The sequence below is a fragment of the Streptomyces tailanensis genome, assembly GCF_008386495.1.
Taxonomy (GTDB): Bacteria; Actinomycetota; Actinomycetes; order Streptomycetales; family Streptomycetaceae; genus Streptomyces; species Streptomyces tailanensis.
On record NZ_VTHJ01000083.1, the window covers coordinates 1 to 15,776 of the forward strand.

General features: G+C 70.3%; 17 protein-coding genes. 7 read left to right on the top strand and 10 right to left on the bottom strand.

What is annotated here, in order from left to right; translation table 11 throughout:
• Positions 1 to 454 precede the first annotated feature (454 nt).
• The gene (locus tag F3T56_RS40760; protein ID WP_149830509.1) at positions 455 to 688 is read right to left on the bottom strand and encodes a hypothetical protein; all 234 of its coding nucleotides are present in this window, start codon (positions 686 to 688) and stop codon (positions 455 to 457) included.
• 176 nt (positions 689 to 864) lie between these two features.
• On the opposite strand from F3T56_RS40760, the gene F3T56_RS40765 reads away from it, so the two are divergent.
• Positions 865 to 1,953 (top strand): glutamate--cysteine ligase 2, encoded by a 1,089-nt coding sequence (locus tag F3T56_RS40765; RefSeq protein WP_149830510.1) that lies wholly within the window; start codon positions 865 to 867, stop codon positions 1,951 to 1,953.
• Between the two features lie 186 nt (positions 1,954 to 2,139).
• Complete coding sequence (locus F3T56_RS40770) at positions 2,140 to 2,574, top strand: ATP-binding protein (RefSeq protein ID WP_149830511.1); 435 nt, start codon at positions 2,140 to 2,142, stop codon at positions 2,572 to 2,574.
• Between the two features lie 18 nt (positions 2,575 to 2,592).
• Here the strand turns inward: F3T56_RS40770 and F3T56_RS40775 are convergent, their stop codons facing one another.
• The 4 genes from F3T56_RS40775 to F3T56_RS40790 all read right to left on the bottom strand — a co-directional run bounded on the left by F3T56_RS40775 (position 2,593) and on the right by F3T56_RS40790 (position 5,335).
• Positions 2,593 to 3,402: an SAM-dependent methyltransferase gene (locus tag F3T56_RS40775; RefSeq protein ID WP_149830512.1), complete on the bottom strand. Its 810-nt coding sequence runs from the start codon at positions 3,400 to 3,402 to the stop codon at positions 2,593 to 2,595.
• 34 nt (positions 3,403 to 3,436) lie between these two features.
• Positions 3,437 to 3,985: a hypothetical protein gene (locus F3T56_RS40780; protein WP_149830513.1), complete on the bottom strand. Its 549-nt coding sequence runs from the start codon at positions 3,983 to 3,985 to the stop codon at positions 3,437 to 3,439.
• A 279-nt stretch (positions 3,986 to 4,264) separates the two neighbouring features.
• Complete coding sequence (locus F3T56_RS40785; protein ID WP_149830514.1) at positions 4,265 to 4,510, bottom strand: DUF397 domain-containing protein; 246 nt, start codon at positions 4,508 to 4,510, stop codon at positions 4,265 to 4,267.
• Positions 4,511 to 4,513: 3 nt separating this feature from the next.
• On the bottom strand, positions 4,514 to 5,335 hold the full coding sequence (locus tag F3T56_RS40790; RefSeq protein WP_149830542.1) for a helix-turn-helix domain-containing protein: 822 nt from the start codon (positions 5,333 to 5,335) through the stop codon (positions 4,514 to 4,516).
• Positions 5,336 to 5,638: 303 nt separating this feature from the next.
• On the opposite strand from F3T56_RS40790, the gene F3T56_RS40795 reads away from it, so the two are divergent.
• The 3 genes from F3T56_RS40795 to F3T56_RS40805 all read left to right on the top strand — a co-directional run bounded on the left by F3T56_RS40795 (position 5,639) and on the right by F3T56_RS40805 (position 8,255).
• Positions 5,639 to 7,051, top strand: coding sequence for an NsdA family TPR-like regulatory protein (locus tag F3T56_RS40795; protein ID WP_149830515.1), 1,413 nt, complete (start codon positions 5,639 to 5,641; stop codon positions 7,049 to 7,051).
• Positions 7,052 to 7,284: 233 nt separating this feature from the next.
• A complete protein-coding gene (locus tag F3T56_RS40800; protein ID WP_149830516.1) occupies positions 7,285 to 7,704 on the top strand; it encodes an ATP-binding protein in 420 nt (139 codons plus the stop codon).
• Between the two features lie 14 nt (positions 7,705 to 7,718).
• Positions 7,719 to 8,255 carry a DUF6624 domain-containing protein gene (locus F3T56_RS40805; RefSeq protein ID WP_149830517.1) on the top strand — a complete coding sequence of 179 codons (537 nt, stop codon included), beginning with the start codon at positions 7,719 to 7,721 and terminating at the stop codon, positions 8,253 to 8,255.
• A 92-nt stretch (positions 8,256 to 8,347) separates the two neighbouring features.
• Here the strand turns inward: F3T56_RS40805 and mraY are convergent, their stop codons facing one another.
• Complete coding sequence (gene mraY / locus F3T56_RS40810) at positions 8,348 to 9,415, bottom strand: phospho-N-acetylmuramoyl-pentapeptide-transferase (RefSeq protein ID WP_149830518.1); 1,068 nt, start codon at positions 9,413 to 9,415, stop codon at positions 8,348 to 8,350.
• 198 nt (positions 9,416 to 9,613) lie between these two features.
• On the opposite strand from mraY, the gene F3T56_RS40815 reads away from it, so the two are divergent.
• The gene (locus F3T56_RS40815) at positions 9,614 to 10,114 is read left to right on the top strand and encodes a hypothetical protein (protein WP_149830519.1); all 501 of its coding nucleotides are present in this window, start codon (positions 9,614 to 9,616) and stop codon (positions 10,112 to 10,114) included.
• Between the two features lie 44 nt (positions 10,115 to 10,158).
• Here the strand turns inward: F3T56_RS40815 and F3T56_RS40820 are convergent, their stop codons facing one another.
• The 3 genes from F3T56_RS40820 to F3T56_RS40830 form a co-directional block, all read right to left on the bottom strand.
• Entirely contained in the window at positions 10,159 to 11,127 is a 969-nt protein-coding gene (locus F3T56_RS40820; RefSeq protein WP_149830520.1) for an aldo/keto reductase, read from the bottom strand.
• Between the two features lie 70 nt (positions 11,128 to 11,197).
• Positions 11,198 to 12,514, bottom strand: a complete 1,317-nt coding sequence (locus F3T56_RS40825; RefSeq protein ID WP_149830521.1) for an MFS transporter — start codon at positions 12,512 to 12,514, stop codon at positions 11,198 to 11,200.
• An 86-nt stretch (positions 12,515 to 12,600) separates the two neighbouring features.
• Positions 12,601 to 13,206, bottom strand: coding sequence for a LysE/ArgO family amino acid transporter (locus F3T56_RS40830; protein WP_425473733.1), 606 nt, complete (start codon positions 13,204 to 13,206; stop codon positions 12,601 to 12,603).
• A 77-nt stretch (positions 13,207 to 13,283) separates the two neighbouring features.
• Between F3T56_RS40830 and F3T56_RS40835 the strand changes: the two genes are divergently transcribed.
• Entirely contained in the window at positions 13,284 to 14,198 is a 915-nt protein-coding gene (locus F3T56_RS40835) for a LysR family transcriptional regulator ArgP (RefSeq protein WP_149830523.1), read from the top strand.
• A 78-nt stretch (positions 14,199 to 14,276) separates the two neighbouring features.
• Here the strand turns inward: F3T56_RS40835 and F3T56_RS40840 are convergent, their stop codons facing one another.
• Positions 14,277 to 15,509: a serine hydrolase domain-containing protein gene (locus tag F3T56_RS40840; RefSeq protein WP_149830524.1), complete on the bottom strand. Its 1,233-nt coding sequence runs from the start codon at positions 15,507 to 15,509 to the stop codon at positions 14,277 to 14,279.
• Positions 15,510 to 15,776: the final 267 nt, after the last annotated feature.

Genomic DNA, 15,776 nt, shown 5'->3' on the forward strand with positions numbered 1-15,776 from the left:
CCGGGACCGCGATCACGCCGGGATCAGTGAGGAGTACGTTCCGTACAGTGACACGGTTCACCGCATCCGGAAGGAGCCGGCGCCGAATTCGGGCCGGGCGAGCCTCGGGGGTTCGCATGGACGGAGTGCGGCCGGGTCTTCAGCCCGCTGAGCTCCCGGCCGGCGACGAATCCGCCGGTTCGCGTGACGGTGCCGGCCGTGCCCACAATGACGCTGGGCAGAGGAAGCGGGGTACGCGTTGCGTTCCTGTGGTCCCTTCCAAGCGCCGGGACCGCTCTCTTCCTGGCCGCCTGGAGAAGGGAGTGTCCGCATGTGCGCGAGTCGGGTCCCGGACCTCCGGTGTCCCCGTCCCCCTCACCGGCCGGTACGCCGCCGGGGTGGCATCCCCGTGAAAGGTCCGGGCGAGGCATTGGCCTCACCCGGACCCGGACCCGACCCGTCCCGGGGCGTGGTGTCAGCGGCTCAGGCGTCGACTCAGGAGTTGTTTGCCCAGCTCGGCGCCCTTGCGGCTGTCTGCCTGAGCCTTGCGGAACAGGTCCGCCACCTCGGGGTCCTTCGCCCGCTCCGCGTCCTGGATGTAGGTCTCGAGACGCAGCGCGTTCTCCAGGCAGGCCTCGACGTACCAGATCAGGTCGTAGTCCTTGTCCGGGGTGCCGGTCACGTGGCCGGTCTCCGTGGTGCTGGTCACGTTCTTCTCCTCCATGGTGGGGGCAGGGGCCGTGTCTGCCCGGCACGGCTCCCGGGGCGCCGCACGGGTACCCGGACCGTGGCCGCGTACACGGCGACCTCGGCATACGGCGAGGTGTCCCGGCGTCGTCCGAGGGCACACGGCTTTCACCACCTAGCGCAGAAGGGCCACATGACGTGCGTACGGTCGGAGTGGAAGAGGAACTCCTCCTGGTCGATCCCGGGACCGGCGAGCCCCAGGCGCGGGCCGCGGCGGTGCTCGCGCGCGCTGCGCAGGAGGGCGCGGGACAGGACGTGTTCGCGAAGGAGCTCCACGACGAGCAGGTCGAGTTCGCCACGCATCCGCAGTCGAAGATGGCGGACCTGGGGGCCGAGATCATCCGCTGCCGCAAGGACGCGGCGCGGCATGCCGAGGGGCTCGGCGGGGCGGTGGTGGCCCTGGCCACGTCGCCGCTGCCCGTGAAACCGACGATCACCATGAACAGCAGGTATCTCTGGATGGCGAGGGAGTTCGGCCTGGCCACACAGGTGCGGCTCGTCTGCGGTTGCCATGTCCATGTCTCCGTGGAGTCCGAGGACGAGGGTGTCGCCGTTCTGGACCGTATACGGCCGTGGCTGTCCGTCCTGACGGCACTGAGTGCGAATTCGCCGTTCTGGCAGGGCCGGGACACCCAGTACGCCAGTTACCGCAGCCAGGTGTGGGACCTGTGGCCGATGGCGGGCCCCGCGGAGATCTTCGGCTCGGCCGAGCGGTACCACCAGTGCGTCGCGGACCTCATGGCCACGGAGGTCGTGCGCGACAAGGGCATGGTGTACTTCGACGCGCGGCTGTCCCAGCGGTATCCGACCGTCGAGATCCGGGTCGCGGACGTGTGTCTGCATCCCGACACCGCGGTCCTGGTCGCGGCCATCTCCCGGGGGCTCGTCGACACGGCGGCGCGGGAGTGGCGGGCGAGCCGGGAGCCGTTCGGGCACACCGCGGGACTGCTCCGGCTGGCGACGTGGCGGGCCGCCCGGTCCGGCCTCTCGGAGAACCTCCTGGACCCTCCGACGATGCGGCCCAGGCCCGCCGTCGACGTGGTCCGCGCCCTGCTCGACCATGTCGGGGACGCGCTCGACGACAACGGTGACCTCGACCGGGCCCACGAGGCCGTCGCCGCGCTCATGCGGCGCGGCAACGGGGCGCGGATCCAGCGGGAGGTGATGGAGCGGACGGGAAGCCTGCGCGAGGTGGTCGTCGCCTGCGTACGGCATACGCAGGCGTGAGGTGTCCGTGGCGGGCACCACCCCTTCGTGCGCGTGCCGCGGGCCCCGTCTGCGGCCGCACAGTTCCCTCGCCGCACAGTTCCCTGGCCTCTCGAACGCGTAGCCGCTCCTTTCCTGGGAAACACGAGCGTCGGAGGGGTACGCGACATCGCGTCCGCCTCGTAGGAGCTGAGCGGGAAAGACGAGATGGCGAGAGAGCCGCGCAGGGACGACAGGCCGCCTGCCGAGGAGGTCCGGAGCCGGCACGCCGACTTCGAGGGAGAACTCGGCGACGTGACGAGCGCCCGCGCGGTCGCGGAGGAGTTCCTGAGCGCGCTCGCACACACCTCGCCGCCGGCGGACGTGGAGCACTGGGACGACATCCTGCTGGTGGTGACGGAGCTGGCCGCGAACGCGGTGCAGTACGCCCCCGGTCCCTTCGGACTGACCATGCGGCGCACCCATGACGGTGTGCACGCGATGCTGCGGGACACCAGCACCACGTCGCCGACGCCGCGCCCCTTCCACGCCGGCAAGGGGGGCGGCGGCATCGGCTGGTACCTGATCGAGACCCTGTGCGACGAGGTGAGCGTGGTGCCGCACGACCAGGGCAAGGACATCCATGTGTTCCTGCCCTGGTGACGCGGCGTCCAACGTGCGCTACGGCTTGTAGGCCACTCCCCCGTACACGTCCGTCGGCTCCGGAGTCGTCCCCGGCTCGGGGCGCCACAGGGGGCAGGAGACGATGCCGGGCTCCAGGAGTTCCAGCCCCTCGTAGTACGCGGCGATCTGGCGGGGGCTGCGCAGTACGTAGGGGACGGCGCCGGTGTCGTCGTAGCCCTCCTGGGCGCGCTTGAGTTCGGCGTCGGTGTCGGTGCTGTCGTAGTGCACGAAGTAGCTGCCCGAGGGCAGTGCCGCCTGGAGGCGGCGGACGATGTCCTTCGCCTCCTCGTAGTCCTGGATGTGGCCGAGGATGCCCATCAGCATGAGGGCCACCGGCTTGTCGAAGTCGAGGATCTTGCCTGCCGCTTCGAGGATGGCCCTGGGGTCGTGCAGGTCGGCGTCGACGTAGTCGGTGGTGCCTTCGGGGGTGCTGGTGAGCAGGGCCTGGGCGTGGCGCAGGACCAGGGGGTCGTTGTCGACGTAGACGATGCGGGACTCGGGGGCGACCTTCTGGGCGACCTGGTGGGTGTTGTCGTACGTCGGCAGGCCGGTGCCGATGTCCAGGAACTGGCGGATCCCGAGCTCACGGGCCACGAAGGTGACCGTGCGGATGAGGTAGACGCGGGAGGCGCGGGCCATCGTCTCGATGTTGGGGGCGATCTCCCGGTAGGCGTCGCCGGCGACCCGGTCGACCTCGTAGTTGTCCTTGCCGCCCATCCAGTAGTTCCAGATACGGGCCGAGTGCGGCACCGTGGTGTCGATCTTCGACAGGGCTTCCTGGTCGGGAGTGGGGTGGCCGTCTGCCATGGGAAATCTCCTGCCTCACAACGCGTCGTCTTCGCTAACCTACCGTCAACTGCCTTGTTTTTCGCCAAAGTTGCGACGGACGAGAAGCCAGGGCACGAATGGGGCGGCCCTGCTCGCCGACGCCGACTGTCACGACCGGCACATGCTGGGCGAGGGTGTGGAACGCCCGGGCATAGGCGAGGGCGGCCTCCATGGCCTCCGTACCCTGCCCACACGCCGGCTCCGGGCTCTGCTCGTACGCGGCGCGGTCGGCCCTGGAGGTCAGGTGGAGCATGGCGCCGTCGCGTTCGGCCACCGCGTCGGCGAAGTCCAGGGCCTCGTTCCAGGTCACCCGGGAGCGGCCGCGGCGCAGCGGGCCGTAGACGAGTTCCGCGATCAGTCCGCTGTCGACGGCCAACCTGCCCGGCCCGGCGAGGAGTTCGCGGTAGGGCAGGGCCGGGTCGAGGTGATGGAGGTCGGGCGGCATGTGCCGGACCTGGAAGCCCAGGTGGGTCAGTTCGGCGATGAGGTGGGCCCGGCCGAGCCCTTCGCGCCCCTCGATGATCAGCGTCCGGTATGGAGTGAGTGTCGGTGGCGGGGTCATCCCCGCCCCTCGGGAGCGGCCCGGCCGGGGACACGACGCGGCGTACGCATGCCGCTCCCTTCGCGTGGTGCGCGGCTGATTCCAACTCACTCAGTGTGTGCGGGGGTTGGGGGTAACGGGAGCCCGTGCGGGGGCTGTCTGGTTGTGAAGGCGTAGTGATTCGCCGGGACCCGCCGGGCGTCCGCAAAAGCATCCCGCCAAACGCCCATCAGACGCTCGCCTGACCTGTCCGACGTCCATCAGACGCCACCAACACACACCTGACGCCCGTCAGACGCGTCAAGCGATGAGGAAGTCCGCCTGGCCGGCCTTCGCGCCCTCCAGGAACGCCACCATCTCCTCCCGTGAGTAGACGAGGGCGGGGCCGTCCGGATCGGTGGACTGGCGGAAGGCGACGCTGCCGTCGGGCAGGCGCTTGGCCTCGACGCAGGAACCGCCGTTGGTGCCGCTCCAGGGCTTGTGCCAGCCCTCGGGGCCGAGATCGGGAGCGGGAATGCCGCTACGGATGGGGCCGTTGGGTGCCATGGTTCACAACTCCTTGCGTAGTTCCGCCAGGATTTCCCTGGTTCGGGCCACCGGTTCCGCCTGCACGGACATCCGGTCGAGCACCTCCAGGTAGGTGACGACGTCGGCGGGCTGGTCGACGTACTGGGCGCCCGCGAGGCCCTCGGTGTAGACGATGTCGGGGAGTTCGGAGAAGCCGAAGCGGAAGTAGTGGAAGGGGCCGTACGCGCCGGGGTGCGGTCCGGCCGCGAAGCGCATGATCTGGATCCTGACCTTGGGCCGTTCCGTGGCCTCGGCGAGCCGGTCGATCTGGGCGCGCATCACGGCGGGGCCGCCGACCGCCCGGCGCAGCACGGTCTCGTCGAGGATGGCCCAGACGGCGGGCGCCTCGGGTTTGACCAGCGGGTCCTGACGTCTGAGGCGCAGCGTGACGTGGCGCTCGACTTCCTCGGGGCTCGCGTTGGGGAAGCCGACGCGGATGAGGGCGGCGGCGTAGTCGTGGGTCTGCAACAGGCCGGGGACGTACTGGGGTTCGTAGAGGCGGATGACGGCGGCTTCGCTCTCCAGGCTCACGTACGCGCTGAACCACTCGGGCAGCACGTCGCGGAACTTGTGCCACCAGCCCGGCTGATTGGCCTCCCGGGCGAGGGAGAGAAAGTCCTCGATCTCGGTGCCGGAGACTCCGTAGGTGCGCAGCAACTCCTTGACGTAGGGGATACGGAGGCCGACCTCGGCCTTCTCCATACGACGGACCGTCAGAGCGGTGACCTCGATGGCACGGGCGGCGTCGTCGAAGGACACTCCGGCCTGCTCCCGCAGCTGCCGAAGCCGTTTGCCGAGAACCATGCGCAGGACAGTGGGCGCCGCGGGGGCGCTCCCTCCGACGCGGGTCTCACTCACGCGCAACCTCCCGGGGCGGGATTCACAGCGTGCAGTGTGCCACGCGATCCATTGACACGGACAGTTCCATGCACTTCATTCTGAAATTATCAGAACGCAGGTTGCGGGCCGAGTTGTTCGGCCACCATAGTGATCGAGTGACCTGCCGCACATTGCGGTCAGCGTCCCTCGAACTCCTCCGGCCCGCCCAGGAGTTGGCGCCATGGCGGGCACGGGTCAAGACGCGCGCCGACACGATGCGACACCTGGATGGCCGCCGTGACGAACGGATTACCGAGGAACCCGGTCAAGGGAACCGGCGGGCCCAACAAGCCCCTGGCGGCCGCCCTGAAGGAGGCCGGCTGCTCGTACGCGTCCCTCGCCCTCAGGGTCAATGAGCTGGGCCGCTGCCAGGGCTTGGAGACCAACTACGACAAGGCGTCGGTCACCCGCTGGCTCCAGGGCCAGCAACCGCGCGGCAGCACACCGGAGTTGATCGCGGCCGTGCTCGGTGAGCGGCTGGGCCGCGCGCTGACGCCGGCGGATCTGGGCTTCCCCCTCGATCGCGGACGACCGGTGACGGGGCGGGCGTTGCAGTACGGGGAGAACGTGGCAGAGACACTGCATACCTTGGCCGAGCTGGGTTCCACCGACATCTCCCGGCGTAGTCTGCTCGGCTCGGTGCCGTTCGTGCCGGGTGCGCTGACGAACCCTCAGCGGGCTTGGTTGCTCTGGCTGGTGGAAGAGCGCGACACGGATCGTCTGACGTCCGTTTCGGGTGCCGGGCCGGTGGAGCAGGTCCACGCGATGATCCGCATGTTCGACGAGATGGACAACCACTACGGCGGCGGTGGGGTGCGCACGAGCATCGTGCAGTACCTGACCACCCAGGTCATCCCCCTGCTGCAACAGCGTGGCACGCCCGTGAACCAGCGGCGGGAACTGTTCGCCGCCGCGGCCCGGCTGGCCGCCATGGCGGGCTGGAGTTCGTACGACGCCGGGGAGTACGGCCTGGCCCAGCGGTACATGACGCAGGCGCTCAGGCTCTGCGCGGAGGGCCGCGACCGGGTGCTGGGCGGGCAGATCCTGGCCGGGCTGTCCCATCTGGCGACCAGCCTGGGCCGTCCCGACGAGGGCGTGGCCCTGGCCCGGGCCGGGGTCGCGACCGCCAAGGACGCGGGCAGCCCGCTCGGCCTGATGCGGCTGCACGCCATGACCGCGCGCGGCCATGCGGCGCTGGGCCGGCCGCGGGAGACCGCCGAAGCCCTGCGCGCGGCGGAGAAGCAGCTCGACGCCAGCCGCGACGCCGCCCAGGAGTCGCCCTGGGTGCGCTTCCTGGACCACCACTACCTCCAGGCCGAGTCCGCCGTCTGCTTCCGCGACCTGGGCCTCGCCGCGCAGGCCGAGCACACCGCGGGCGAGTCGGTGCGCGCCCACGCCGACCGGCGCCGGCGCCAGGCCATCAGCCGATCCGTACTGGCGACGGCCCATCTGCAGCAAAACCGTCTGGACGAGGCCATCGCCACGGCCAGCGACGCGCTGGAGGCGCTCAGCGGGGTGCACAGCGAACGGTCCATCCAGGCCCTGCGCGACTTCCGCGGGAGACTGGTGTCCCGTCGCCACGAACCCCTCGTGCAGGACTTCGAGCGGCGGTCGCGGGTGGTGCTGGGGATGGCCGCCTGACGATGTCCGTCCGACGTTTCCCGGTCGGCGCCGGCCCGCCCCGGGCGGGAGATCGCGCGGGGCCACGGACGCCCTCGCGCCACTACCCGCCCGCAACCGCACAACCACTCCACTACCTGGTGTTTCGCGTGTCCGGTGCTGTTGTCTTCGACAACAGCACCGGCGGACCGCACACCTGGGAGGAACTCGATGACGGCAGTCAGTGACCGAGCCGCGGACGCGGTGGTGCTGCCTTGATCTCGCTCAGGCGGTCCCGCCTCTTCCAGACGGCGGTACCCGCGCACCCCTCGTACGCCGCCGGGGTGCGGCGCATGGTGGCCGCGCACCTCACCCTCTGGGGGCTCACCACGATCCTCGACGATGTCGTCCTCGCCACGGACGAGTTGTTCGCCAACGCGGTCCGGCACACGGGCGCGGTTCCCACCGACACCATCGCCGTCAGCCTCGAATGCTTCGATCGCGAACTGCGGGTGAGTCTCGCCGACCCCTCGCCCACGCGCCCGCTGCCTCGGACGGCGGACGGGGCCGCCGAGTCGGGACGCGGGCTGTCCATCGTCGCCGCGCTGGCCGACGACTGGGGCACGGATCCGCCGGATCCCGGGGACATGGGCAAGAAGGTGTGGTTCTCGCTCGCCGTCCGGGAGCCGACGTGAAGGACGCCCCGGCCATGGAACACACATCCCAAGCGGCCCCTCACAAGCAGGTCCTCGCCGCCGAGTTGGTCCGCCGGGCCGAGGACGAGCGACGGCTGGCCCAGGAGGCGGGGTCGGCCCCCACCGCTCAGGCCCGCGGCCGTATCGCCGAGTGCCGGGCCGGCAACGCGGACGCCCTCCGGGCGATCGTCGCCCGCCATGGCTGGCCCACCGCCGAACTGGTCGGCGAGCACGCCTCCACCGCCGCCCTCATGATCCTCCTGCACTCCCCCGAGCTCGGCTTCCAGCTCACCTGCCGCGATCTGATCGCCGAGGCCGCGGCGGACGGCCGCTGCCCCGCCGTACACCACGCCTACATCGCCGACCACTGCGCCGTCGAACTGGGCCAGCCGCAGTTCTACGGCACCCGCATCAACCCCGCCACGCTCTTCCCGTACCCGATCCGCAACCCCGAGACAGTGGACGACCGCCGCGACGACGTGGTCCTCGGCCCACTGACGGAACATCTGCGGGCGGTACGGCGGGGGTTGGGGGCGAGTGGAGGGCTGTGAGTCGGTGTGGCGGTGGAGGTGCGCACCACCGGCGAGTTCAGCGGATGCGGCGGAGGCTCGCCGGGGCCAGGGAGACGCCCGGGTCCGGTGGCTCAGCCCGCCGCCCAGCCCGCGTAGAACAGGCCGAGGCCGAGGATCACGCAGATGCCCTGGACGGTCCAGAAGCGGACCACGACGAGGACTTCGGACCAGCCCTTGAGCTCGAAGTGGTGCTGGAGCGGGGCCATGCGGAAGACGCGCTTGCCGGTCAGCTTGAACGAGCCGACCTGGATGACCACGGACAGGGTGATCAGGACGAAGAGCCCGCCGAGCACCGCGAGCAGCAGCTCGGTGCGGGAGCAGATGGCCAGGCCCGCGAGGGCGCCGCCGAGGGCGAGGGAGCCGGTGTCGCCCATGAAGATCTTGGCGGGGGAGGTGTTCCACCAGAGGAATCCGAAGCAGGCACCCATCAGCGCGGCGGCGACGACGGCGAGGTCCAGCGGGTCGCGTACCTCGATGCAGGAGGCGGGGTCGGTGAGTTCCATGGCGTTGGCGCAGGAGTTCTGGAACTGCCACAGGCCGATGAAGGTGTAGCCGCCGAAGACCATGACCGACGCGCCGGTCGCCAGGCCGTCCAGACCGTCGGTCAGGTTCACGCCGTTCGACATGGCGAGGATCATGAACAGGGCCCAGACGACGAACAGGACGGGCCCGATGGTCCAGCCGAAGTCGGTGACGAAGGACAGCTTCATCGAGGCCGGTGTCTGGCCGCGGTCGTCCGCGAACCGGATGGCCAGCAGGGCGAACACGATGCCGACGATCAGCTGGCCGGCCATCTTCGCCCCGGCCCGCAGCCCCAGCGAACGCCGCTTGACGATCTTGATGTAGTCGTCGAGGAATCCGACGGCACCCATGCCCGCCATCAGGAACAGCACCAGCACCCCGGGGAACGTCGGGCTCTCCCCCGTGACGACCTTGGTCGCGGCGTACGCGACGAGGGTGGCCAGGATGAAGGCGATGCCGCCCATGGTGGGCGTACCGCGCTTGCCGTGGTGGCCGCGAGGGCCGTCGTCGCGGATGAACTGCCCGTAGCCCTTGCGGGCCAACAGCTTGATCAGAAGCGGAGTGCCGATGAGGGTCAGGAACAGGCCTATGGCCCCGGCAAACAGGATCTGGTTCATCGGTCGGCGGTCTCCCCCTCGGGCACATGCGGGTACGTGACTGCCTCACCGGTCTCGCGGGCCGTCAGCCCCCACCCTATGCGGACGCCGATCTTCGTAAGACTCTGGGGAGTTGGCCACGACGACGGCTGACCGGGTTCGCTCCCGGAAGCCAGCCCTCCGCTCAAGCGGACGGCGCGAACTGAGACACTGCACGCCATGGCCTCCTTCACTCCCGCGCGCGCCCTGCTGATGCTCACCACCGGGCTCACCTGCCTGCTGATGGCCGGCGGTGCTCTCATCGGCGCGCTGCTCGGCGGTGGTCTCGTCGCCCTGGGCGCGGCGGTGTGCGCGGGGCTGGTCGGCATGCTGGGTTCGCTCGTCGTGCGGCGGCGGGCGATGGCGCACTTCGCCCTCGCGCAGCGGCAGGCGGGGCAGCGAGGGTACGCCGAGGGGATCGCCCACGGTGTGCTGATCCACGTGACGGCGTACGAGGCCGCCGTGTTCCCCCGCACCGGGCCGAGCGGTGTCTCCCCCGAGGAGCGCGAGGCCCGCCGGACCATCGCGTACCGGATGGCCGCCCTCGACGAGGTGCCGCAGCGCGTGCGCCTGGCGGCGGCGGACGCCCTCGCTCTCCTGGACAAGACCGACCGCGAGGGCGCCGAGGAGGCACTCGCCCGCCTCGCCACGACCGTGCGCCTGGAGTACGCCCGGCAGTGACGGGCGCGCCCCGGCGCATGGGTGCGAGAACCGCGCGGTCGGCTTCAGTGGCCGCTGATCGCGCGCGGGGTGTACGGCCGCTCCAGTTCTTCGGTCTCCTTCTCCGTGAGGGTGATGTCGAGGGAGGCCACGGCGTCGTCGAGGTGGTGCGGCTTGGTGGCGCCGACGATGGGCGCGGCGACGGTGGGCCGGCTGAGCAGCCAGGCGAGGGCGACCCGGGCCCGGGGGACGCCGCGTTCGGTGGCGATACGGGTGACGGCGTCGACGATCTCCCGGTCGCCCTCCTGGTAGAGGGTCTTGCCGAAGTTGTCGTGCGCGCTGCGTTCGGTGACGGTGTCCCAGTCACGGGTGAGGCGGCCGCGGGCGAGCGGGCTCCAAGGGAGGGTGGCGACGCTCTGGTCCTCGCAGAGCGGGAGCATCTCGCGCTCCTCCTCGCGGTAGAGGAGGTTGTAGTGGTTCTGCATCGAGACAAATCGCGTCCAGCCGTGTCGCCGGGCGGTGTACTGCATCTTGGCGAACTGCCAGGCATACATCGAACTCGCCCCGATGTAGCGGACCTTGCCCGCCTTGACCACGTCGTGCAGGGCCTCCATCGTCTCCTCGACCGGGGTGTTCGGGTCGAAGCGGTGGATCTGGTAGAGGTCCACGTAGTCGGTGCCGAGGCGGCGCAGGCTGTTGTCGATCTCCGTCATGATGGCCTTGCGGGACAGGCCCCAGCCGTTGGGCCCCTCGTGCATGGCGCCGTTGACCTTGGTGGCGACGACGATCTCGTCGCGCCGCGCGTACTCCGCGAGGGCGCTGCCGACGATCTCCTCGCTGGTGCCGTCGGAGTAGATGTTCGCCGTGTCGAAGAAGTTGATCCCGGCGTCCAGCGCCTGACGGATCAACGGGCGCGACGCCTCCTCGTCGAGGGTCCACTCGTGCGTGCCTCGGTCAGGGAGCCCGAAACTCATGCATCCCACACAGATCCGGGACACGTCCAGACCTGTCGAGCCGAGCTTCACATACTGCATCGTGGCTACTCCTGCCTGTGGGGTGTACGGCCACCACGCAGCGTACGAGAGGGTGGGCGCCCCCTTCCCGTCAAATCCGGTAGCGGCGCAGCGCCGGTGTCGCCGTCGCGAGGAGCAGCATGGCGGCGACGACCAGCAGGCCGCCGCCCACGACGGCCGTACGCGCACCGAACGCGGAACCGGCGGTTCCGTGCAAGACGTCGGCGAGGCGTGGGCCGCCGGCCACGACCACGGTGAAGACGCCCTGCATACGACCGCGCATCTCGTCGGTGGCGGCGGACAGCAGGATGGCTCCCCGGAAGACCATCGAGACCATGTCCGCGACCCCGGCGGCGGCGAGGAAGACGACGGCAAGCCACAGGCTGGTGCTCAGCCCGAAGCCGGTGATGGCCGCGCCCCAGGCCATGACGGCCGCGATGACCATGAGGCCGTGTCGGTGGGAGCGGGAGAACGTGCCCGAGAACAGCCCGCCGAGCACGGCGCCGATGGGGATCGCGGCGAACAGCAGCCCGAGCGCGAGGCCTTCGCCGTAGGAGGCGTATGTCGTGTCGGCGAGTTGAGGGAAGAGGGCTCGGGGCATGCCGAGGACCATCGCGATGATGTCGGCGAGGAAGGACAGCAGGAGCACCTTGTGCAGGGAGACGTAGCGGAAGCCGGCGGCGACCTCCCGCCAGCCGGCCCGCCGGGTCGTCGAGGTGTCCAGGGGCGGCAGGGCGGGCAGCTTGTGAACCGCCCAGAGGGTGATGCAGAGGGCCAGCGCGTCGATCAGGTACAGCTCGGCCAGACCGATGACGGGGATGAGGGCGCCGGCGAGCAACGGGCCTGCCACCAGGCCGAGTTGCATCACGGTCGAGCCCAGGGCGGCCGCGGCGGCGAGTTCGTCGGCGGGGACGAGGCGGGCCACGGAGGCGTTGCGGGCGGGTGAGTTCAGGCCGAAGAACGCCTGTTGGAGGGCGAGCAGCACCATCAGTACCCAGACGGATTCGAGGCCGGTGACGGCCTGGACCCAGAACAGCACCGAGGTGACGGCGATACCGGTGTTGGTGATCAGCAGCAGGGTGCGCCGGTCCACGCTGTCGGCGACCGCGCCGCCCCACAGCGCGAAGACCACCATGGGCACCAGTCCGGCGAGGCTCGCGTAGCCGACCCATGCCGAGGAGCCGGTGACGTCGTAGACCTGCTTGGGCACGGCGACGGCGGTCAGCTGGCTGCCGACCGCCGTGACGATGGTCGAGGACCACAGCCGCCGGTAGGCAGGGCGGCGCAGGGGGCGGGTGTCCATGGCCCAGCGGCGCAGGCCGCGCCGGGGTGTCGCCTCGGGGGCCGGTGTGTCGTCGCCGGTGCTGCTCTTGGTGGGGTCCACGGATGTCCTGGGTGCTCGCTGCATCGTCCGGTACGGGGCACCACTATCGCGGAGGCGGTCGTCGGCCTGGCGGGAGGGGTGGCTTCACCCCTCGGGCGTCCCGGCGGCCGTCAGGCACCGGCGATCAGCATGCCGCCGAGCCCGAGCATCGTCGCCGCGACCAAGCCGTCCAGGACGCGCCACGCCTGCGGGCGGGACAGGAACCGGCCGAGCAGGCGGGCGCCGAAGCCGAGGCCGGTGAACCAGCACAGGCTCGCGGCGGCCGCGCCGAGGCCGAAGGTCCAGCGCAGGGCGCCCTGGTCGGCGGCGATGGAGCCGAGGAGGAACACGGTGTCGAGGTAGACGTGCGGATTGAGCCAGGTCAGCGCCAGGCAGGTGAGGACCGCTCGGCGCCGTGAGCCCGGCGTGCCGGTCTCCGCCCGCAGCGCCTCGCCGCCGGGCCGCAGGGCGCGTCGCGCCGCGAGGACGCCATAGACCACGAGGAAGACGCCGCCGACGAGGGCGACCGCAGTGAGCGCTCCGGGCCAGGCGACGACCACGGCACCGACCCCTCCCACGCCGAGCGCGATCAGGGCCGCGTCGGAGAGAGCGCAGACGGCCACGACGGGGAGCACCGCGTCCCGGTGGATGCCCTGACGGAGGACGAAGGCGTTCTGGGCGCCGATGGCGACGATCAGGGAGAGGCCGGTACCGAATCCGGCGGCGAGGGCGGTCATTTCGTTGAACACCCGACGACGGTAGGAAAGCCCGCGCCAGGAGTACAGCTAAAGCTTCTTACGTATCATTAGCGATCGTGATGACTCAGCTTCCGCTCGACCTGGTGCGGACCCTGCTCACCGTGGTGGACGAGGGCACGTTCGACGCGGCAGCCGGCACCCTGCATGTGACGCCCTCCGCGGTCAGCCAGCGGGTCAAGGCACTGGAGCAGCGCGTGGGCCGCGTGCTCCTGGTCCGTACGAAGCCGGTGCGGCCGACCGACTCCGGTGAGGTGATCGTCCGGTTCGCGCGTCAGCTGGCCCGGCTCGAACACGACGCCCACGCCTCGCTCGGCATGACCGGCTCCCACGAGACGACCCGGGTGTCGATCGCGGTGAACGCCGACTCCCTGGCCACCTGGTTCCTGCCCGCCCTCGCCCGGGTGCCCGAGGAACTGCGCCCCTGCTACGAGTTGCGCCGCGAGGACGAGGACCACACGGCGCGGCTGCTGCGCGAGGGGCTGGTGATGGCGGCGGTCACCTCGTCGCCGGACGCGGTGGCCGGCTGCTCGGTGCGCGCGCTGGGCCGGATGCGCTACGTTCCCGTCGCGAGCCCGGCGTTCGCCGCGCGATGGCTCGGCGGCATCGGATCCGAGGTGGCGCTGAAGGACGTGATCGCCGAGGTGCCGGTCGTGGCCTTCGACCGGCGCGACGACTTCCAGGACGCGTTCGTACGCCGGCTGAAGCGGGGGCACCGGGCGAGCGCCGTCCGGCATTACGTGCCGACCTCGGAGGGCTTCGTCGACGCCGTGGCGGCCGGGCTGGGCTGGGGCATGCTCCCCGAGGCCCAGGCCCAGCCGCTGCTCGACGACGGTCGGCTGATGGCGTTGGCGCGGCCGGAGCGAAGCGTGGACGTCCCGCTGTTCTGGCAGCAGTGGAAGCTCGACTCCCCCTCGCTCACGGCCGTGGCGAAGGCGGTCGCCGCCGCGGCCGCCACGGCACTCCATACTTGAGCTCGCCGTTCAGCCTTCGGCTGCGGCAGGCTCCTCGGCCCACCCGATCTGCAGGATCACCGGGGCCTCGGCTCGGTGTCAGTCGTCGATCGCCTGGTAGAGCGTGGTCCAGAAGTCGTGGATGGCCCGCGCCGAATCCGGGGTGGACATCCCGGTCTGGGTGAGCAGGATGCCGACGAGCTGGTTGTCCGGGTCGGCGTATGTCGAGGTGCCGGCTCCGCCGTCCCAGCCGAACTGGCCGATGGGCGCGTAGTCACCACGGTAGGTGCGCACCGCCATCCCGAAGCCCCAGCCGCCGTGCTGTCCCTGGCCGTGTGCCAGATGGACGACGTTGCGGGCCCAGGCTTCTCGGGCGGCCAACTGCTCGGGGGTGAGGCGGTTGGTGGTCATCAGCTCAACGGCGGGCCGGGACAGGATCCGTTGGGTCCCGTGCATCCCGTGGTTGAGCAGCATCCGGAAGTAGGCGTGATAGTCGTCGACGGTCGAGTCCAGTCCGCCGCCGCCTGACTCGAACACCGGAGGCTTGCTGTGGTGTCCCCCTTCGGCCTCGTCCGCCACGATGAACTCTCCGGTCTGCGGATCGGGGGCGTACAGAGGCGGCAGCCGGTCGATCTTGTCGGCGGGCACGTGGAAACCGGTGTCCTCCATGCCCAGCGGATCGAAGATGCGTTCACGCAGGAACGTCTCGAACGACTGGCCGGTGACCCTGGCGACGAGCACGCCGAGCACGTCGTCGCCAAGGTTGTACAGCCACCGCTCTCCGGGCTGGTACATCAGCGGGAGCGCGCCCAGGCGGCGCATCCACTCATCCGGCTCCGGTGCCGGCAACATCCATTCCTGGCCGTAGACCCCCTGCTCGAAGAACGCCCTCATCATCGGCGAGCCCATCGCCGTCGTATCCAGCCCGAGTCCCAACGTGGAGGTGAGCACGTCCCGTACGATGATCGGACGTCGCGCCGGCACGGTGTCGTCCAGCGGGCCGTCGGCCCGCTTCAACACCTGGCGGTCGGCGAGCTCGGGCAGCCACTGATCTATCGGGTCATCCAGCCGCAGCCGGCACTCATCCAGCAGGACCATCGCCGCCGCGACCGCGACCGGCTTGGTCGTCGAGGCCATCCGGAAGATGGTGTCCCGGCGCATCGGCGCGCCCCCGTCGTGACGCATCGCCCCGATCGCTTCGACGTGTGTCTCCTCGCCCCGGCTGACCAGGGCGACGAGCCCGGGAATCTTTCCGGACTCGACATGCCGCGCCAGCACGTCGCGGATTCTGCGCAGCCCCGCTTCGGAGAAGCCTCTGTTGCTCTTTCCCATCGTGAATCTCCCCACCCATCAATGTTCGAGAACTACTGAACGCCCGCGACGCTACATTGCGTTCAATAATGCGTCAACGTGAGATCGAAGCCATCTGGGCTTGCGTGCCTGGCAAATGAGGCCCAATATTGCAATGACAATGGAGATGAACGCAATAGGCAATCAGAACCAGGATTGCAATGAGCTTCGCGTGAATGCATACTGCGCAACGGCGTGTACGGCGGACACCGAGCTCCGCGCATGCCGACAGAGGACCGAGGGGAGACG